The 14,792-nt window shown below is 75.6% G+C and carries 13 protein-coding genes and 1 riboswitch; of the genes, 3 read left to right on the plus strand and 10 right to left on the minus strand.

Annotated elements, in window-relative coordinates; all coding sequences use genetic code 11:
• Positions 1-5: 5 nt before the first annotated feature.
• The gene (gene cobN, locus WA788_RS03370; protein WP_335972206.1) at positions 6-3,674 is read right to left on the minus strand and encodes a cobaltochelatase subunit CobN; all 3,669 of its coding nucleotides are present in this window, start codon (positions 3,672-3,674) and stop codon (positions 6-8) included.
• 184 nt (positions 3,675-3,858) lie between these two features.
• Positions 3,859-3,981, minus strand: a riboswitch (cobalamin riboswitch).
• Positions 3,982-4,065: 84 nt separating this feature from the next.
• Between cobN and WA788_RS03375 the strand changes: the two genes are divergently transcribed.
• The 3 genes from WA788_RS03375 to WA788_RS03385 are packed head-to-tail and all read left to right on the plus strand — an operon-like array spanning position 4,066 to position 7,834.
• Complete coding sequence (locus WA788_RS03375) at positions 4,066-5,586, plus strand: precorrin-3B synthase (RefSeq protein WP_335971417.1); 1,521 nt, start codon at positions 4,066-4,068, stop codon at positions 5,584-5,586.
• Positions 5,583-6,263, plus strand: coding sequence for a precorrin-8X methylmutase (locus WA788_RS03380; protein ID WP_443033962.1), 681 nt, complete (start codon positions 5,583-5,585; stop codon positions 6,261-6,263). Before WA788_RS03375 ends, WA788_RS03380 begins: the two co-directional genes overlap by 4 nt.
• On the plus strand, positions 6,260-7,834 hold the full coding sequence (locus WA788_RS03385; RefSeq protein ID WP_335971423.1) for a precorrin-2 C(20)-methyltransferase: 1,575 nt from the start codon (positions 6,260-6,262) through the stop codon (positions 7,832-7,834). The genes WA788_RS03380 and WA788_RS03385 overlap by 4 nt, the downstream gene beginning before the upstream one ends.
• A 67-nt stretch (positions 7,835-7,901) precedes the next feature.
• Here the strand turns inward: WA788_RS03385 and WA788_RS03390 are convergent, their stop codons facing one another.
• The 9 genes from WA788_RS03390 to WA788_RS03430 all read right to left on the minus strand — a co-directional run bounded on the left by WA788_RS03390 (position 7,902) and on the right by WA788_RS03430 (position 14,667).
• Positions 7,902-8,639: a cobalt-precorrin-6A reductase gene (locus tag WA788_RS03390; RefSeq protein WP_335971425.1), complete on the minus strand. Its 738-nt coding sequence runs from the start codon at positions 8,637-8,639 to the stop codon at positions 7,902-7,904.
• 357 nt (positions 8,640-8,996) lie between these two features.
• Complete coding sequence (gene cobM / locus WA788_RS03395; RefSeq protein WP_335971428.1) at positions 8,997-9,740, minus strand: precorrin-4 C(11)-methyltransferase; 744 nt, start codon at positions 9,738-9,740, stop codon at positions 8,997-8,999.
• A complete protein-coding gene (cbiE, locus tag WA788_RS03400; RefSeq protein WP_335971430.1) occupies positions 9,737-10,996 on the minus strand; it encodes a precorrin-6y C5,15-methyltransferase (decarboxylating) subunit CbiE in 1,260 nt (419 codons plus the stop codon). The genes cobM and cbiE overlap by 4 nt, the downstream gene beginning before the upstream one ends.
• 88 nt (positions 10,997-11,084) lie before the next feature.
• Entirely contained in the window at positions 11,085-11,648 is a 564-nt protein-coding gene (locus WA788_RS03405; protein ID WP_335971432.1) for a dihydrofolate reductase family protein, read from the minus strand.
• Between the two features lie 155 nt (positions 11,649-11,803).
• Entirely contained in the window at positions 11,804-12,214 is a 411-nt protein-coding gene (locus WA788_RS03410) for a rodlin (protein WP_335971434.1), read from the minus strand.
• A gap of 154 nt (positions 12,215-12,368) precedes the next feature.
• Positions 12,369-12,719, minus strand: a complete 351-nt coding sequence (locus tag WA788_RS03415; RefSeq protein WP_335971436.1) for a hypothetical protein — start codon at positions 12,717-12,719, stop codon at positions 12,369-12,371.
• Between the two features lie 296 nt (positions 12,720-13,015).
• Positions 13,016-13,504 carry a chaplin gene (locus WA788_RS03420; protein ID WP_335971439.1) on the minus strand — a complete coding sequence of 163 codons (489 nt, stop codon included), beginning with the start codon at positions 13,502-13,504 and terminating at the stop codon, positions 13,016-13,018.
• A gap of 142 nt (positions 13,505-13,646) precedes the next feature.
• Entirely contained in the window at positions 13,647-13,886 is a 240-nt protein-coding gene (locus WA788_RS03425) for a chaplin (RefSeq protein ID WP_335971441.1), read from the minus strand.
• Between the two features lie 370 nt (positions 13,887-14,256).
• Positions 14,257-14,667: a rodlin gene (locus tag WA788_RS03430; protein ID WP_335971443.1), complete on the minus strand. Its 411-nt coding sequence runs from the start codon at positions 14,665-14,667 to the stop codon at positions 14,257-14,259.
• Positions 14,668-14,792 lie beyond the last annotated feature (125 nt).

Raw genomic sequence — 14,792 nt, forward strand, 5'->3', positions numbered from 1 at the left:
CGGGCTCACTCCTCGCCCTCCCCGGCGTCGCCGCCTTCGAGGTCGCCCTCGGTGTCCAGGAAGACCTGGCGCAGCTCGGCGAGCACCTCGGGGTCGGGCTCGGCCCACATCCCGCGGGACTCCGCCTCCAGCAGGCGTTCGGCGATGCCGTGCAGCGCCCAGGGGTTGGCGTCCTGGAGGAAGGCCCGGTTGGCGGGGTCGAGGACGTACGCCTCGGTGATCCTGTCGTACATCCAGTCGGCGACGACACCGGTGGTCGCGTCGTACCCGAAGAGGTAGTCGACGGTCGCGGCGAGTTCGAAGGCGCCCTTGTAGCCGTGCCGGCGCATCGCCTCGATCCAGCGCGGGTTGACCACGCGGGCGCGGAAGACCCGGGAGGTCTCCTCGACGAGGGTGCGGGTGCGGACGGTCTCGGGGCGGGTCGAGTCACCGATGTACGCCTCGGGGGCGGTGCCGCGCAGCGCCCGTACCGCGGCGACCATGCCGCCGTGGTACTGGAAGTAGTCGTCGGAGTCGGCGATGTCGTGCTCGCGGGTGTCGGTGTTCTTCGCGGCGACGGCGATCCGGCGGTAGGCGGTCTCCATCTCGCCGCGCGCCGGGCGGCCGTCGAGCCCGCGGCCGTAGGCGTAGCCGCCCCAGACGGTGTAGACCTCGGCGAGGTCGGCGTCGGTGCGCCAGTCGCGGGAGTCGATCAGCTGGAGCAGCCCGGCGCCGTACGTGCCCGGCCGGGAGCCGAAGATGCGGGTGGTGGCGCGGCGCTCGTCGCCGTGCTCGGCGAGGTCGGCGCGGGTGTGGGCGCGTACGTGGTTGCGGTCGTCGGGCTCGTCGAGGGAGGCGGCCAGCCGCACCGCGTCGTCGAGCAGGGCGACGGTGTGCGGGAACGCGTCGCGGAAGAAGCCGGAGATGCGCAGGGTGACGTCGATCCGGGGGCGGCCCAGCTCGTCCAGCGGCACCGGCTCCAGGCCGGTGACGCGGCGGGAGGCGTCGTCCCAGACCGGGCGGATGCCGAGCAGGGCCAGCGCCTCGGCGATGTCGTCGCCCGCGGTGCGCATCGCGGAGGTGCCCCACAGCGACAGGCCCACCGACGCCGGCCAGTCGCCGTTGTCGGTGCGGTAGCGGGTCAGCAGCGACTCGGCGAGCGCCTGCCCGGTCTCCCAGGCGAGCCGGGAAGGCACCGCCTTGGGGTCGACGGAGTAGAAGTTGCGGCCGGTGGGCAGCACGTTGACCAGGCCGCGCAGCGGCGAGCCGGACGGCCCGGCGGGCACGAAGCCGCCGGCCAGCGCGTGCACGGTGCGGTCGATCTCGTCGGTGGTCGCGGTGAGCCGGGGGACCACCTCGCGGGCGGCGAACTCCAGGACGGCGGCGACCTGTTCGCCGCTGCCGGCGGTGACGGCGGGCACGGCGGCCGGGTCCCAGCCGGCGTCCTCCATCGCCTGGACCAGGGCGCGGGCGCGCTCCTCGACGGCGTCGGCGGCGGTGCGGGTGGCGGCGGACTCGTCCAGGCCCAGCGCCTCGCGCAGCCCGGGCAGGGCCGCGGTGCCGCCCCAGATCTGCCGGGCGCGCAGGATCGCCAGCACCAGGTTGACCCGGTCGGTACCGGCCGGGGCCTGGCCGAGGACGTGCAGGCCGTCGCGGATCTGGGCGTCCTTGATCTCGCAGAGCCAGCCGTCGACGTGCAGCAGGAAGTCGTCGAAGCCCTCGTCGTCGGGGCGGTCGGCCAGGCCCAGGTCGTGGTCGAGGCGGGCGGCCTGGATGAGGGTCCAGATCTGGGCGCGGATCGCCGGGAGCTTCGCCGGGTCCATGGCCGCGATCTGGGCGTGCTCGTCCATCAGCTGCTCGAGGCGGGCGATGTCGCCGTAGGAGTCGGCGCGGGCCATCGGCGGCACGAGGTGGTCGACGAGGGTGGCGTGGGCGCGGCGCTTGGCCTGGGTGCCCTCGCCCGGGTCGTTGACCAGGAACGGGTAGACCAGCGGCAGGTCGCCCAGGACCGCGTCCGGGCCGCAGGCCGCCGACAGGCCGGCGTTCTTGCCGGGCAGCCACTCCAGGTTGCCGTGCTTGCCGAGGTGGATCATCGCGTCGGCGCCGAAGCCGCCGTCCGCGGCGGGGGCGGCGATCCAGTGGTACGCGGCCAGGTAGTGGTGCGAGGGCGGCAGGTCGGGGTCGTGGTAGATCGCGATCGGGTTCTCGCCGAAGCCGCGCGGCGGCTGGATGAGGACCAGCAGGTTCCCGTGGCGGAGGGCGGCGAGCACGATGTCGCCCTCGGGGTTGCGGCTGCGGTCGACGAACAGCTCGCCGGGCGGCGGGCCCCAGTGCTCCTCGACCGCGTCGCGCAGTTCCCGCGGCAGGGTGGCGTACCAGCGGCGGTAGTCGGCGGCGGGGACCCGGACGGGGTTGCGGGCCAACTGCTCCTCGGTGAGCCAGTCCTGGTCGTGGCCGCCGGCGTCGATGAGGGCGCGGATGAGGGCGTCGCCGGGGTGGAGGGGGGAGCCGTCGGAAGGGGTGACGTCGGAGGGACCGCCGTCGGACGGCGCGTCGAGGCCGGGGACGGGGTCGGGCCCGAAGTCGTAGCCCTCCTCGCGCAGGCGGCGCAGCAGGGCCATCGCGCTGGCGGGGGTGTCGAGGCCGACCGCGTTGCCGATGCGGGAGTGCTTGGTGGGGTAGGCGGACAGCACCAGGGCCAGGCGCTTGTCGGCGGCGGGTATGTGCCGCAGCCGGGCGTGCCGTACGGCGATGCCGGCCACGCGGGCGGCGCGCTCGGGGTCGGCGACGTAGGCGGGCAGGCCGTCGGCGTCGACCTCCTTGAACGAGAACGGGACGGTGATCAGCCGCCCGTCGAACTCGGGCACCGCGATCTGGGTGGCCGCGTCGAGCGGGGAGACGCCCTCGTCGTTCGCCAGCCACGCGGCGCGCGAGCCGGTCAGGCACAGCGCCTGGAGCACGGGGACGTCCAGGCCGGTGAGCGCGCCCGCGTCCCACGCGTCGTCGTCGCCGCCCGCGGACGCGTCGGCGGGGCGGGTGCCGCCGGCGGCGAGCACGGTGGTGACGATCGCGTCGGCGGCGGACAGTTCTGCGACGAGTCCGGGCTCGGGGGTGCGCAGGGAGGCGACGAAGTACGGCAGCGCCCGGGCCCCGGCCGCCTCGATCGCGTCGCACAGGGCGCCGACGAACGCGGTGTTCCCACTCATGTGGTGGGCGCGGTAGTAGAGCACGGCGACGGCGGGGGCGTCCGCGGGCGCCGCGGCGGCCGTCCGCTCCAGCGGGCCCCAGGAGGGCGCGGGCGCGGGCGGTTCGAAGCCGTGGCCGGTGAGCAGCACCGTGTCGGACAGGAAGCGGGCGAGCTGCTCCAGGTTGGCCGGGCCGCCGTGCGCCAGGTACGCATGCGCCTCGGCCGCGAGGCCCACCGGCACCGTGGACGCCGCCATCAGCTGGGCGTCCGGCGCCTGTTCGCCGCTCAGCACCACCACCGGCAGGGTCGTCGCCAGCAGCGCGTCCAGCCCCTCCTGCCACGCCCGCAGTCCGCCCAGCAGGCGTACGACGACCAGGCCGACGCCCTCCAGCAGCTCCGGCAGCAGCGCCACGTCCACCCGCGTCGGGTTCGCGAACCGGTACGCCACCGGTCCCCCGGCCGCCCGAGCGCTGAGCAGGTCCGTGTCCGACGTGCTCAGCAGCAGCACCCGTTCGGGATGCGGCCCGCCGAGCCCCTGCTCACCGGCGGGCGAAGGCGCTTCGGCCGGGGGCAGTTCCTCGCCACCCCGCACCGGGGCGGTGGTGCTGGAGTCGGCGGAACGGGGCAACTCGGATGATCCGGTCACAACGAAAACCCTTCCTCGGGGTGTCCGCGCCCCGGGTGGTGTCGGACGGCGGGAGTTCCTGGCTCGCTCGACCGCCGGAGGCACCGGTGGCCAAGTTCACAGTGGCGGGACCGCGCCGGATTCGCACCGGGCTTCCTCCCCTGTCGCCGTCTGCGGCAATGGCGAACCGGAAGGTCCGCACCGGGAGCATAGTAAGCGCCGTACGCATTCGGCAGATGACCCGATTTGTGGCACGGTCGGTATGCTCGCCGCCATGTCCACCGCCCCCGACCAGCCCGTCCAGCCGCCGCGGCCGACCGCCGACGCATGCCCGGCGGACGTCAACGCGGCGGTAGGGGAAGCCGCCCGGGCCCCGCGCGGCCGGGCGGACGCCTGCCCGGGGGCCCTTCGGCTGCACACCGCCGACGACGGCGCGCTGGCCAGGGTCCGCGTCCCGGGCGGTGCGCTCGGCGCGGCGCAGGCCGAACGGCTGGGCGAGGCGGCCCGGCGGTTCGGCGACGGTGATGTCCATCTCACTTCGCGCGGCAACGTCCAACTGCGCGGCCTGGCCGCGGGCTGCGGGGCGGAGCTGGCCCAACTGCTGGGCGCGGCCGGGCTGCTGCCGTCTGCGGCGCACGAGCGGGTACGGAACGTCGTGGCGTCGCCGCTGTCGGGCCTGGACGGGCAGGGGCACCTGGACGTCGGGGGCTGGCTGCGGGAGCTGGACGGGCTGCTGTGCGGGAGCGCGGCGGCCGCGGCGCTGTCCGGGCGGTTCCTCTTCGCGCTGGACGACGGGCGCGGCGACGTCGCGGCCCTGGGACCCGACGTGACGCTGCGCGCGGCGCCGGACGGGACGGCGCTGCTGCGGGTCGGCCGCAACCCGGCCCTCCGCCTTCCCGCCGCCGACGCGCCCCGGGCCGCACTGCTCGCCGCGGAGGGCTTCCTCGCCGCGGCCACGCCCGACGGCGGCGGCGAGCCCACCGCGTGGCGGGTGGCCGACCTGCCCGACCGCGGCGCGGCCCTCACCGCGGACCTCGCCGGCCGTCTCACCGCACCGCCCGCCACCACCGCGGCCCCGCCCGCCGCCTCCCCCGCCGGCACCCGGGGGGAAGCCGCACACACAGCACCCACAGTGCCCCCCGCAATCGGCCCCATCCCGCACCCGGCCGCCCCCGGCGGCCCCCTCGCCCTCTCCGTCCTCGCCCCCCTCGGCCGCCTCACCCCCGACCAGTGGCGCGCCCTGTGCGCGCTCGCCGCCCGCACCCCGGCCGCGCAGCTGCGGCTCACCCCGTGGCGCGGCGCCGTCGTCCCCGGGGTGCCCGCCGACCGGGCCCGGGCGGAGCTGGCCGCGCTCGCGGCGGCCGGACTGGTGACGGACCCGGGCTCCCCGTGGGTGGGCGTGAGCGCGTGTGCCGGGCGGCCCGGCTGCGCGAAGTCGCTCGCCGACGTCCGCGCGGACGCGGCGGCCCTCGTCCACCCGGCACCCGGGGACGCCGAGCCCTCCCGCCCCACCCCCGGGAGCGGGGAACCCGGGGACACACAGCCCGAGGGCACACAACCCGGGAGCGGGGAACCCGGGGGCACCACCCCCCGCCCCCTCCCCGTCCACTGGTCCGGCTGCTCCCGCGCCTGCGGCCGCCCCCGCACCCCCGACCGCGTCGAAGTCGTCGCCACCTCGAACGGCTACCGTGTGGACCTCTTCCGTACCGGGGCCCCGCTGCGAAGCGCCCACCCCCGGCCCGCCGACCTCGCCGCCACCGTGGCGGCCGCGCGCCGCGGCGCGCCGACCGAATGAGCGAGACCACCGTGCCCCCTGTGCCCCCGGTCCCCCCGGGCTCCGCGTACCCCTACGCGTACGAGAAGGACGGTGCGGCCATCTACCGCCGCTCCTTCGCCACGATCCGCGCCGAGGCGGACCTCGGCGGGCTGCCCGCGGACGTCGCCCAGGTCGCGGTGCGGATGATCCACGCCTGCGGCATGGTCGACCTGGTCGCCGACCTGGCGTACTCGCCCGGCGTGGTCGCGCGGGCCCGCGCGGCGCTGCGGGCCGGGGCGCCGATCCTGTGCGACGCCGCGATGGTCGCCAGCGGGGTGACCCGCAAGCGGCTGCCCGCGGACAACGAGGTGATCTGCACGCTGGGCGACCCGTCGGTGCCCGCGCTCGCCGCGGAACTCGGCACCACCCGCACCGCGGCGGCCCTGGATTTGTGGCGGGACCGGCTGGAGGGCGCGGTCGTGGCGGTCGGCAACGCGCCCACCGCGCTGTTCCGGCTGCTCGAACTCGTCGCCGCGGGCGGCCCGCGGCCGGCCGCGGTCATCGGCGTCCCGGTCGGCTTCGTCGGCGCGGCCGAGTCGAAGCAGGCCCTGGCCGCCGACCCGTCGGCCCTCGAGTACCTGGTGGTGCACGGCAGGCGCGGCGGCAGCGCCATCGCGGCCGCCGCGCTCAACGCGATCGCGAGCGAGGAAGAATGAGCAGCCGTCCGTCAGCGGCCCACGAGACGGCCGCATCCGACAGCGTGGGGCGGCTCTACGGGGTCGGCCTGGGCCCCGGCGACCCGAAGCTGCTGACCGTACGCGCCGTGGAGGTGATCTCGGCGGCCGACGTGGTGGCGTACCACAGCGCGCGGCACGGCCGGTCGATCGCCCGCGGGATCGCGGCGGGGTACCTGCGCGCGGGCCAGATCGAGGAGCAGCTCGTCTACCCGGTCACCACCGAGACCACCGACCACCCCGGCGGCTACCAGGGCGCGATGGAGGAGTTCTACGAGCAGGCCGCGGCGCGGCTGGCGGCGCACCTGGACGCGGGGCGCAGCGTGGCCGTGCTGGCGGAGGGCGACCCGCTCTTCTACGGGTCGTACATGCACATGCACAAGCGGCTGGCCGACCGGTACCCGACGGAGGTGGTGCCCGGGGTGACGTCGATGGCGGGCGCGGCCGCGCGGCTGGGGGCGCCGCTGGTGGAGGGCGAGGAGTCGCTGACGGTGCTGCCCGGCACGCTGCCGGAGGAGGAGCTGGCCGCGCGGCTGGCGGCGGCGGACACCGCGGTGGTGCTGAAGCTGGGCCGGACGTTCCCGGCGGTGCGGCGGGCGCTGGAGCGCTCGGGGCGGCTGGCGGACGCGCGGTACGTCGAGCGGGCCACGATGGCCGGTGAGCGGACCGCGGAACTCGCCGAGGTGGACCCGGAGTCGGTGCCGTACTTCGCGGTGGCGGTGCTGCCGAGCCGGGGCGGCGCGACGGAGCCGCGGACGGCCGCACCCGCGGCGGTGTCCGAGGCGGACGCCGACGGCGGCGGGCGCGGGCAGGTCGTGGTCGTGGGCACCGGTCCGGCCGGGCCGCTGTGGCTGACCCCCGAGACGCGCGGCGCGCTGGCCGCCGCGGACGACCTGATCGGCTACACCACCTACCTGGACCGGGTGCCGGTGCGGTCCGGCCAGCGGCGGCACGGCAGCGACAACAAGGTGGAGGCCGAGCGCGCCGAGTTCGCCCTCGACCTGGCCCGCAGGGGGCGGCGGGTGGCCGTGGTCTCCGGCGGCGACCCGGGGGTCTTCGCGATGGCCACCGCCGTGGTGGAGGCGGCCTCGCAACCGCCGTACCAGGACGTGCCGATACGGGTGCTGCCCGGTGTGACCGCGGCGAACGCGGCGGCCGCGCGGGTCGGTGCGCCGCTCGGCCACGACTACGCGACCGTCTCCCTGTCGGACCGGCTCAAACCGTGGGAGGTCATCGCCGAGCGGCTGCGGGCGGCTGCCGCCGCGGACCTGGTGCTGGCGCTGTACAACCCGGGCTCCAGGAGCCGCACCTGGCAGGTGGCCAAGGCGCGCGAACTCCTGCTGGAGCACCGTGCTCCCGACACGCCCGTGGTGGTCGCCCGCGACGTCGGCGGGCCGGGGGAGCGGGTGCGGATCGTCCGCCTCGCCGAACTGGACCCGGACGAGGTCGACATGCGCACCCTGCTGATCGTCGGGTCGTCCCAGACCAGGACCGTGGTGCGCGGGGGCGGCGAGCAGGTCGTCTGGACGCCGCGGACCTACCCCCGGGACTGACGGCGCCCTCCCCCGGGCGCCGGACCACCCGCAGCGCTGAGGGCACCGCGCACCCGCCGCCGTGCCCTCAGCCCACCCGCTCCCGCACCCACCGCGCCGCCCGCTCCACGTCCTGGGCGACCTCCACCCCCGCCACCACCGGCGGCCGGCGCACCACCACCACCGGCAGCCCCGCCTCCCGTGCCGCCACCAGCTTCGCGGCGGTCGCCGCACCCCCGCTGTCCTTCGTCACCAGCACCCCGATCCGGTGCTCCCGCAGCACCTCCCGCTCCCCCTGGAGCGTGTACGGGCCCCGGTCCAGCAGCACCGTCATCCGCCGCGGCACCTCGCCCTCCGGCGGGTCCACCGACCGCACCAGGAACCACAGGCCGTCCAGCCCGGCGAAGGCCGCGAGGCCACTGCGGCCGGTCGTCAGGAACACCCGGTCCGACAGGTCCGGCAGCAACTGCGCGGCCTGGGCGAGCGAGTCCGCGAAGCGCCAGTCGTCGCCGGGGACCGGGGTCCAGCCGGGGCGGCGCAGCGCCAGCAGCGGCACTCCCGTGCGGGTGGCCGCCTCCGCGGCGTTGGCGCTGATCCGCTCCGCGAAGGGGTGCGTCGCGTCCACCACGGCGTCCACATGGTGCTCGCGCAGCCAGCGCGCCATTCCCTCGACGCCGCCGAAGCCGCCGATCCGGACGTTGCCCTCCGGGAGGGTGGGGGCCGCCACGCGCCCGGCGAGCGACGACGTCACGGTGCGCTCGCGCGCGGCCAGGAGCCGGGCGAGTTGCCTCGCCTCGGTCGTACCTCCGAGCACCAGCACATGCACGGGGCCACCCTAATGTTCCACGTGGAACACCCGAGCGACTGCCCCCTGCGGTGCGTGTGCGCCTGCCGGTGCGTCGTGGCTCGTCGCGCAGTTCCCCGCGCCCCTGATCAAGCTGCTCGCCGCCGCCAAGCGCGGGTAGCAGCGCGCCGCGAACCAACCGCCCCCAGGGGCGCGAGGAACTGACCGACCACCCCAAGGGGCACCACCCAGGGGCGCGAGGAACTGCGCGACCAGCCACCACGCACCGCCACACAGGCACGCACCGCAAGGGGCACTACCCAGGGGCGCGGGGAACTGCGCGACGAGCCACCGCCGGGGGGGTGGTCCCGCGACCGCAGGGGGCGGGGTGGCGGGGGGTCAGGGGCGCCCCCGGAGGGGGGAGTAGAGGTGGCTGTCGGGGAAGGAGGAAGCCCCCAGGGTGCGCCCGACGATGATGACGGCGGTGCGGCGGATGCCCGCCTCCGCGAGCTGGCCGGCGATCGTGGCGAGGGTCCCGCGCAGGACGACCTCGTCCGCCCGGCTCGCGTAGGCGACCACCGCGGCGGGGCAGTCCGCACCGTAGTGCGGCAGGAGTTCGGCGACGACGCGCTCGGCGTACCCGGCCGCGAGGTGGAGCACGAGCAGCGCACCGCTGGCCGCGAGGGTCGGCAGGTCCTCCCCGGGCGGCATGGGCGTGGCCCGCTGCGCCACCCTCGTGAGGATCACGGTCTGCCCGACCGCCGGCACCGTCAACTCCCGCTTGAGCGCGGCCGCCGCGGCGGCGAACGCCGGCACCCCGGGGACCACCTCGTAGGGCACCTCGGCGGCGTCGAGCCGCCGCATCTGCTCGGCGACCGCGCTGAACACCGACGGGTCCCCGGAGTGCAGCCGCGCCACGTCGTGGCCGTCGCGGTGCGCGCGCACCAGCGCCTCGGTGATGGCGTCGAGATCCATCCGCGCGGTGTCCACGAGTTCGGCGCCGGGCGGGCAGTCCGCGAGCAGGTCGCGCGGCACCAGGCTCCCCGCGTACAGACAGACCCGGCAGGAGGCGAGCAGCCGCGCGCCGCGCACCGTGATGAGGTCGGCGGCGCCGGGCCCGGCGCCGATGAAGTACACGGTCATACGTCTGCCCCTCCTACGGGTCCTGCGGGTGCGGCCGGTTTGACCACGGCCCACTGGGTGACCGGCATCGCCTGCCGCCAGCCGGTGAAGCCGCCGACGGGTGCGGCGTGCGCGACCGAGAGCCGTACGAGCTCCCCGCCGCGGCGGCGGTAGTGCGCGGCGAGCAGCGCCTCGGACTCCAGGGTGACCGTGTTGGCCACGAGGCGGCCCCCCGCGGGAAGCGCGTCCCAGCAGGTGTCGAGCAGCCCGGGCGCGGTGAGCCCGCCGCCGACGAACACGGCGTCGGGCACCGGGAGTTCGGCGAGCGCGGCGGGCGCGGCACCGACGGCGACCCGCAGCGCGGGCACCCCGAGCCGGTCGGCGTTGGCGGTGATCCGGGCGGCGCGGACCGGGTCGCGCTCCACGCTGACGGCCCGGCAGGACGGGTGCGTGCGCATCCACTCGATCGCGATGGAGCCGGAGCCGCCGCCGACGTCCCAGAGCAGTTCGCCGGGCGCGGGCGCCAGCGCGGCGAGGGTGGCGGCGCGCACATGGCGCTTGGTGAGCTGGCCGTCGTGCTCGTACGCCTCGTCCGGCAGCCCGGGTACGGCGCCCAGCCGCGGCGCGGCGGTGTCGCGGCGGCAGTCGACGGCGACCACGTTGAGCGGGTCGCCGGGCGGGTGCGGCCAGCCGGCGGCGGTGCCGTCGGCGGCCACCTGTTCGCGGGGGCCGCCGAGTTGCTCCAGCACCCGCAGCCGGCTCGGCCCGAAGCCGCGGTCGCGCAGCAGCGCGGCGACCTCGGCGGGGGTCGCGGCGCCGGCGCTGAGCACGAGCAGCCGGCGGCGGTCGTGCAGGGCGGCGGCCAGCGCGGCGACCGGGCGGCCGACGGCCGAGACGACCGCGATGTCCTCGACCGGCCAGCCGAGCCGGGCGCAGGCGTAGGAGACGGACGAGGGGTGCGGCAGCACCCGCAGCGCGGCGGGGCCCGCGGTCTGCGCCAGCGCCCGGCCGATGCCGTGGAAGAACGGGTCGCCGCTGGCCAGCACCGCGAGCCGGCGGCCGGCGTGCGCGGCGAGCAGGGCGGGCACCGCGGGCCGCAGCGGCGACGGCCACGGCAGCCGCTGCCCGGTGCACTCCGGCGGCAGCAGGTCGAGTTGGCGCGGGCCGCCGATCACCGTGTCCGCGGCGCGCAGCGCGGCCCGGGAGGTCTCGGGCAGCCCGTCCCAGCCGTCGGCGCCGATGCCGACGACGGTCACCGGCGCGGGGTCGGAGCTCACGCGGACACCTCGGAGGGGGGAAGCAGCAGGTCAGCAGGACCCTACCGACCGCGGGCCGGAACCGTCGCGCCGGGTGCGGCGCCGCTGCTCAGGCCGGGCCGACGGCGTAGGTCAGATAGGCGAAGCCGCCGACCTGCTCGGCGGAGGTCAGGGTGAGGCGGTCGGACTCCAGCCGCCGCGGCAGCAGCGGGGCGCCGCCGGTGAGGAGGACCGGTGCGACACCGAGCACCAGCTCGTCGAGCAGCCCTTCGTCGGCGAACCGGCCCACCAGTTCACCGCCGCCCATCAGCCAGATCGTGCGGTCCCCGGCGGCCGCGGCCATCGCGTCGTGGACCGGGCGGACGTCGCCGCGGACGAAGGTGATGTCGGCGCCGGGCACGGCCGGCAGCTCGCGGTGGGTGAAGACCCAGCACGGCGTGCTGCCGTACCACTCGCGCCACTTCTCGGGCTGCCGCAGCAACTGCTCGTGCTCCAGCACCCACTCGTAGGTGGTGGCGCCGAGGGCGAAGGCGCCGACGGTGCCGTAGAACGCCGGGAAGCGGCTGCTGCCCTCGCCGCCCCGGTCGGCCGTGAAGAGCCAGTCGAGCGAGCCTGCCTCGTCCGCGATGCGGCCGTCGATGCTCGTCGCCGTGAAGTACGTCGTCTTGGGCATCGTCCGACCGTAGCGGCAGGCGCCGACAGCGGCCGGGCACGGCGACGGGCCGCCGGCGAGGGGGGAAGGCCGGCGGCCCGTACGGGTGGAGCGGGCCGGTTCGGCTCGGGGGGCGAGCGTCACCGGCCGGGGGCCGCGGTGCGGCCGGGGGTGCTTCAGTGGTTGGCCACGCCGTTGCCGGACAGGACCGGGATGTTGCTCAGGATGTGGGAGAGCGGCTCGTCGCCCTGCGCCTGGGTGGAGTTCTCGGTGCACTGCTGGTTCTGCGGCGAGGTCAGCACGTTGATGTCCTGGACGGTGATCGGCACGAGGCCGACCAGCGAGCCGACGTTGGCCTTGACCGGCACGCCGAGGCACGGCTTGTTCAGGGTGCCCTGGACCAGGCCGATCTGGGGGCTCTGGGTGCCACCGGTCAGGGTGTTGCCGAACGACTGCTCGGCGCCGTTGCCGTTCACCGTGGTGGTGCCCTCGTCGTTGCCGATCGCCATGGCCTGCGGGGCGGCGGTGGCACCGACAGCGACGACCGACGCGGCGAGAGCAGCACCGGCAAGCATCTTCTTGATCATTGTTGTCCCTTTTTTTGGTGCTTGTCGCACTGTTCTGGAAGGTCTGGAGCGACCTGATCAACCGCTCCAGCGGGTTTTGGTTCCGGCCTTTCACTCCGACGGGGTAACAACCGGGTGGGAAGGGCCGGGCGGGCCGGAGAACCGGCGGGCGGGATCAGCCGAGCGGGAGGCTGCCGAGCGGCAGACCGCCGAGCAGCGTGCCGCCGGGCACGGCGCCGGTGGCACCCGAAAGGGCGGACCCGGCGGGGCCGGTGGCGCCCTGCAAGGAGTCGGTGGCGCCCTGGAGGGTGTTCAGGACGGACTGGACGTGCGTGGCGTCCGCGACCTTCTGCAACGGCTGCTCGTTGAGCGCCTGGTCCACTCCGCCGTTGATGCTCGTGGGCATCGTCGACATGTTGTCGACCGAGACGGGGGCGCTGGCGGTGTCGTCCGCAAAGGCAGGTGCGGCCACCCCGGCCGCCATCACCGAACCGGCCAGTACCGCCGCAACCTTCGAGTACTTCACTTGCCACCCTTTCCTTAGCCGAGAGCCGGCGACCCGACCCTGGGAAGTCGGGGTGCCGTGGAACGCCGTCGGAGCGCCGAAGTCCGGCACGCTGAACAACGACCGCGCCGATCCACAGGAAACGGAAATCAGGCCACCGCCGCGACAATCACCCTTACGTGCGGAACCTCGGCGCATTTCTCGTACTAGCCGCTTTTCCCGGGCGAAAGGGCGGCGCCCCGCCGGAGCGGTCGGCGGGAGCGGTCGGCGGTCGGGCCGGCAGCCTGGGTCGGCGGCCGGCGGTCAGCGGTCTGCGGTCAGCGGTTGCGGGGGGAGGTGCGCGCGGAGCGCGCCGCGGTGTGGGAACGCCGGTAGAGCAGCGCCCCGCCCAGCAGCAGGGCGGCGCCCGCGGCACCCGCGAAGCCCGCCGTGTGGCCGTTCAGCCCGGTCTCGGCCAGCTGGTGGTGCTGCACCGGGGTGGCCGGCGGGGTCTTCGACGGTGTGGGCGGGTTCTCCGTGCGCGGCGGCGGCACCTGCGCGGGCGGTGTGGTCGGCGCCGGGGACGAGGTGTTGCCGCAGGAGTTGCCGAACGAGGGGTTCAGCAGCCCGGGGGCGTCGACCGTGTTGCCGCACGCGTTGACCGGCACGTCCACCGGGACCTGCACGGAGTTGCCCGACAGCAGGCCGGGCGAACCGGTCGCGGTGCTGTCGGCGCCGGAATCCGCCTGTGCGTACCCCCCGGTCGCGGCAAGGACGCTGCTCGCGGCAGCGACGGTGAGCAGACTCCGGCTCAGGATCTGTCGCATCGACTCTTCTTTCGACTTCGCTTCTCAGGGGCGCGCGGCGCTTCGCGGGCCCCCGCCAGACGCACCGCCCCGGGGCGCGAAGAGATGCGGCGCTCCGGGGCGGTACCTGATCAGGGCGCTGTCGCGGCCTGCCAGGCGGACGTCAGTTGTCGGCGTTGACGCACGTGTTGCCGAACGCGGGGTTCAGCAGCGCGATGATGTTGATGGTGTTGCCGCACAGGTTGACCGGGACGTGCACCGGGACCTGGACGACGTTGCCCGACAGCACGCCCGGCGAGCCGGCCGCGACGGCGCCGGCGCCGGAGCTGGCGAACGCGGGGACAGCGGCACCGGCCGCCATCAGGGTGCCGGCGGCGACCGCTGCGACCTTCGTGTACTTCACGGTGAACTCCTTTTCCGGAAACGGCGTCGTGCACCGCCACGGCCTTCGTGACGGTTCGCCGGGCATTTCCCACACCCGAGCACACCGCTGCCGACCGGATCAACGACCACCCCGGTGCCGAGGAAACTGCCAAACGGCCGCCGAAACACGCGATCCACCCGAATGGCCGGTGGAACTCGTCCGGTTCCCGCGATATCCGCGCCCGCCCGACCGCCGCGCAATGCCGGGCCCGCCGGAATTCCTTCCGGCGCGCGCCGGAAACGGCGACGGCCCCGGTCCGCCCGACGGGGATGTCGGGCGCCGGGGCCGTACGGAGCCGGGCGGACCGGCGGCACCGGTCGGCTGCCTGGCCGGTCGGCGGTCGGCCGGGTCAGTGGTTGGCCGTGCCGTTGCCGGACAGGATCGGCAGCTGGTCGAGGAGGTGCGACAGCGGCTCGTCACCCTGGGTCTGGGTGGAGTTCTCGGTGCACTGCTGGTTCTGCGGCGACGTCAGCACGTTGAGGTCCTGGATGCTGATCGGCACGACGCCGACGAGCGAGCCGAGGTTGGCCTTGGCCGGCAGGGCGATGCAGGGCTTGTTGAGCGAGCCCTGGATCAGCGCGAACGACGGGCTCATCACACCGCTGGTGTAGGTGTTGCCGTAGTTCTGCTCGGAGCCGTTGCCGTTGGCGGTGGTGGTGCCGTGGTCGTCACCGATGGCCATCGCGCCGGGGGCGACCGTCGCGGAGACACCCGCGAGCGAGGCCGCGACGGCGGCCGTGGCGAGGATCTTCTTGATCACGATAGGTCCTTCTGGGAAGAGAGGGTGGCCCCGGTACCAGGGCCGGTCTGATCAACCGCGCGACAGCCCGTTGGTAATGAACGTTCACCCGAACGGATAACCAGCGGCCCCTATGACGGACGCAT

It is taken from the genome of Streptomyces sp. CA2R106 (genome assembly GCF_037034245.1).
Classification (GTDB): domain Bacteria; phylum Actinomycetota; class Actinomycetes; order Streptomycetales; family Streptomycetaceae; genus Actinacidiphila.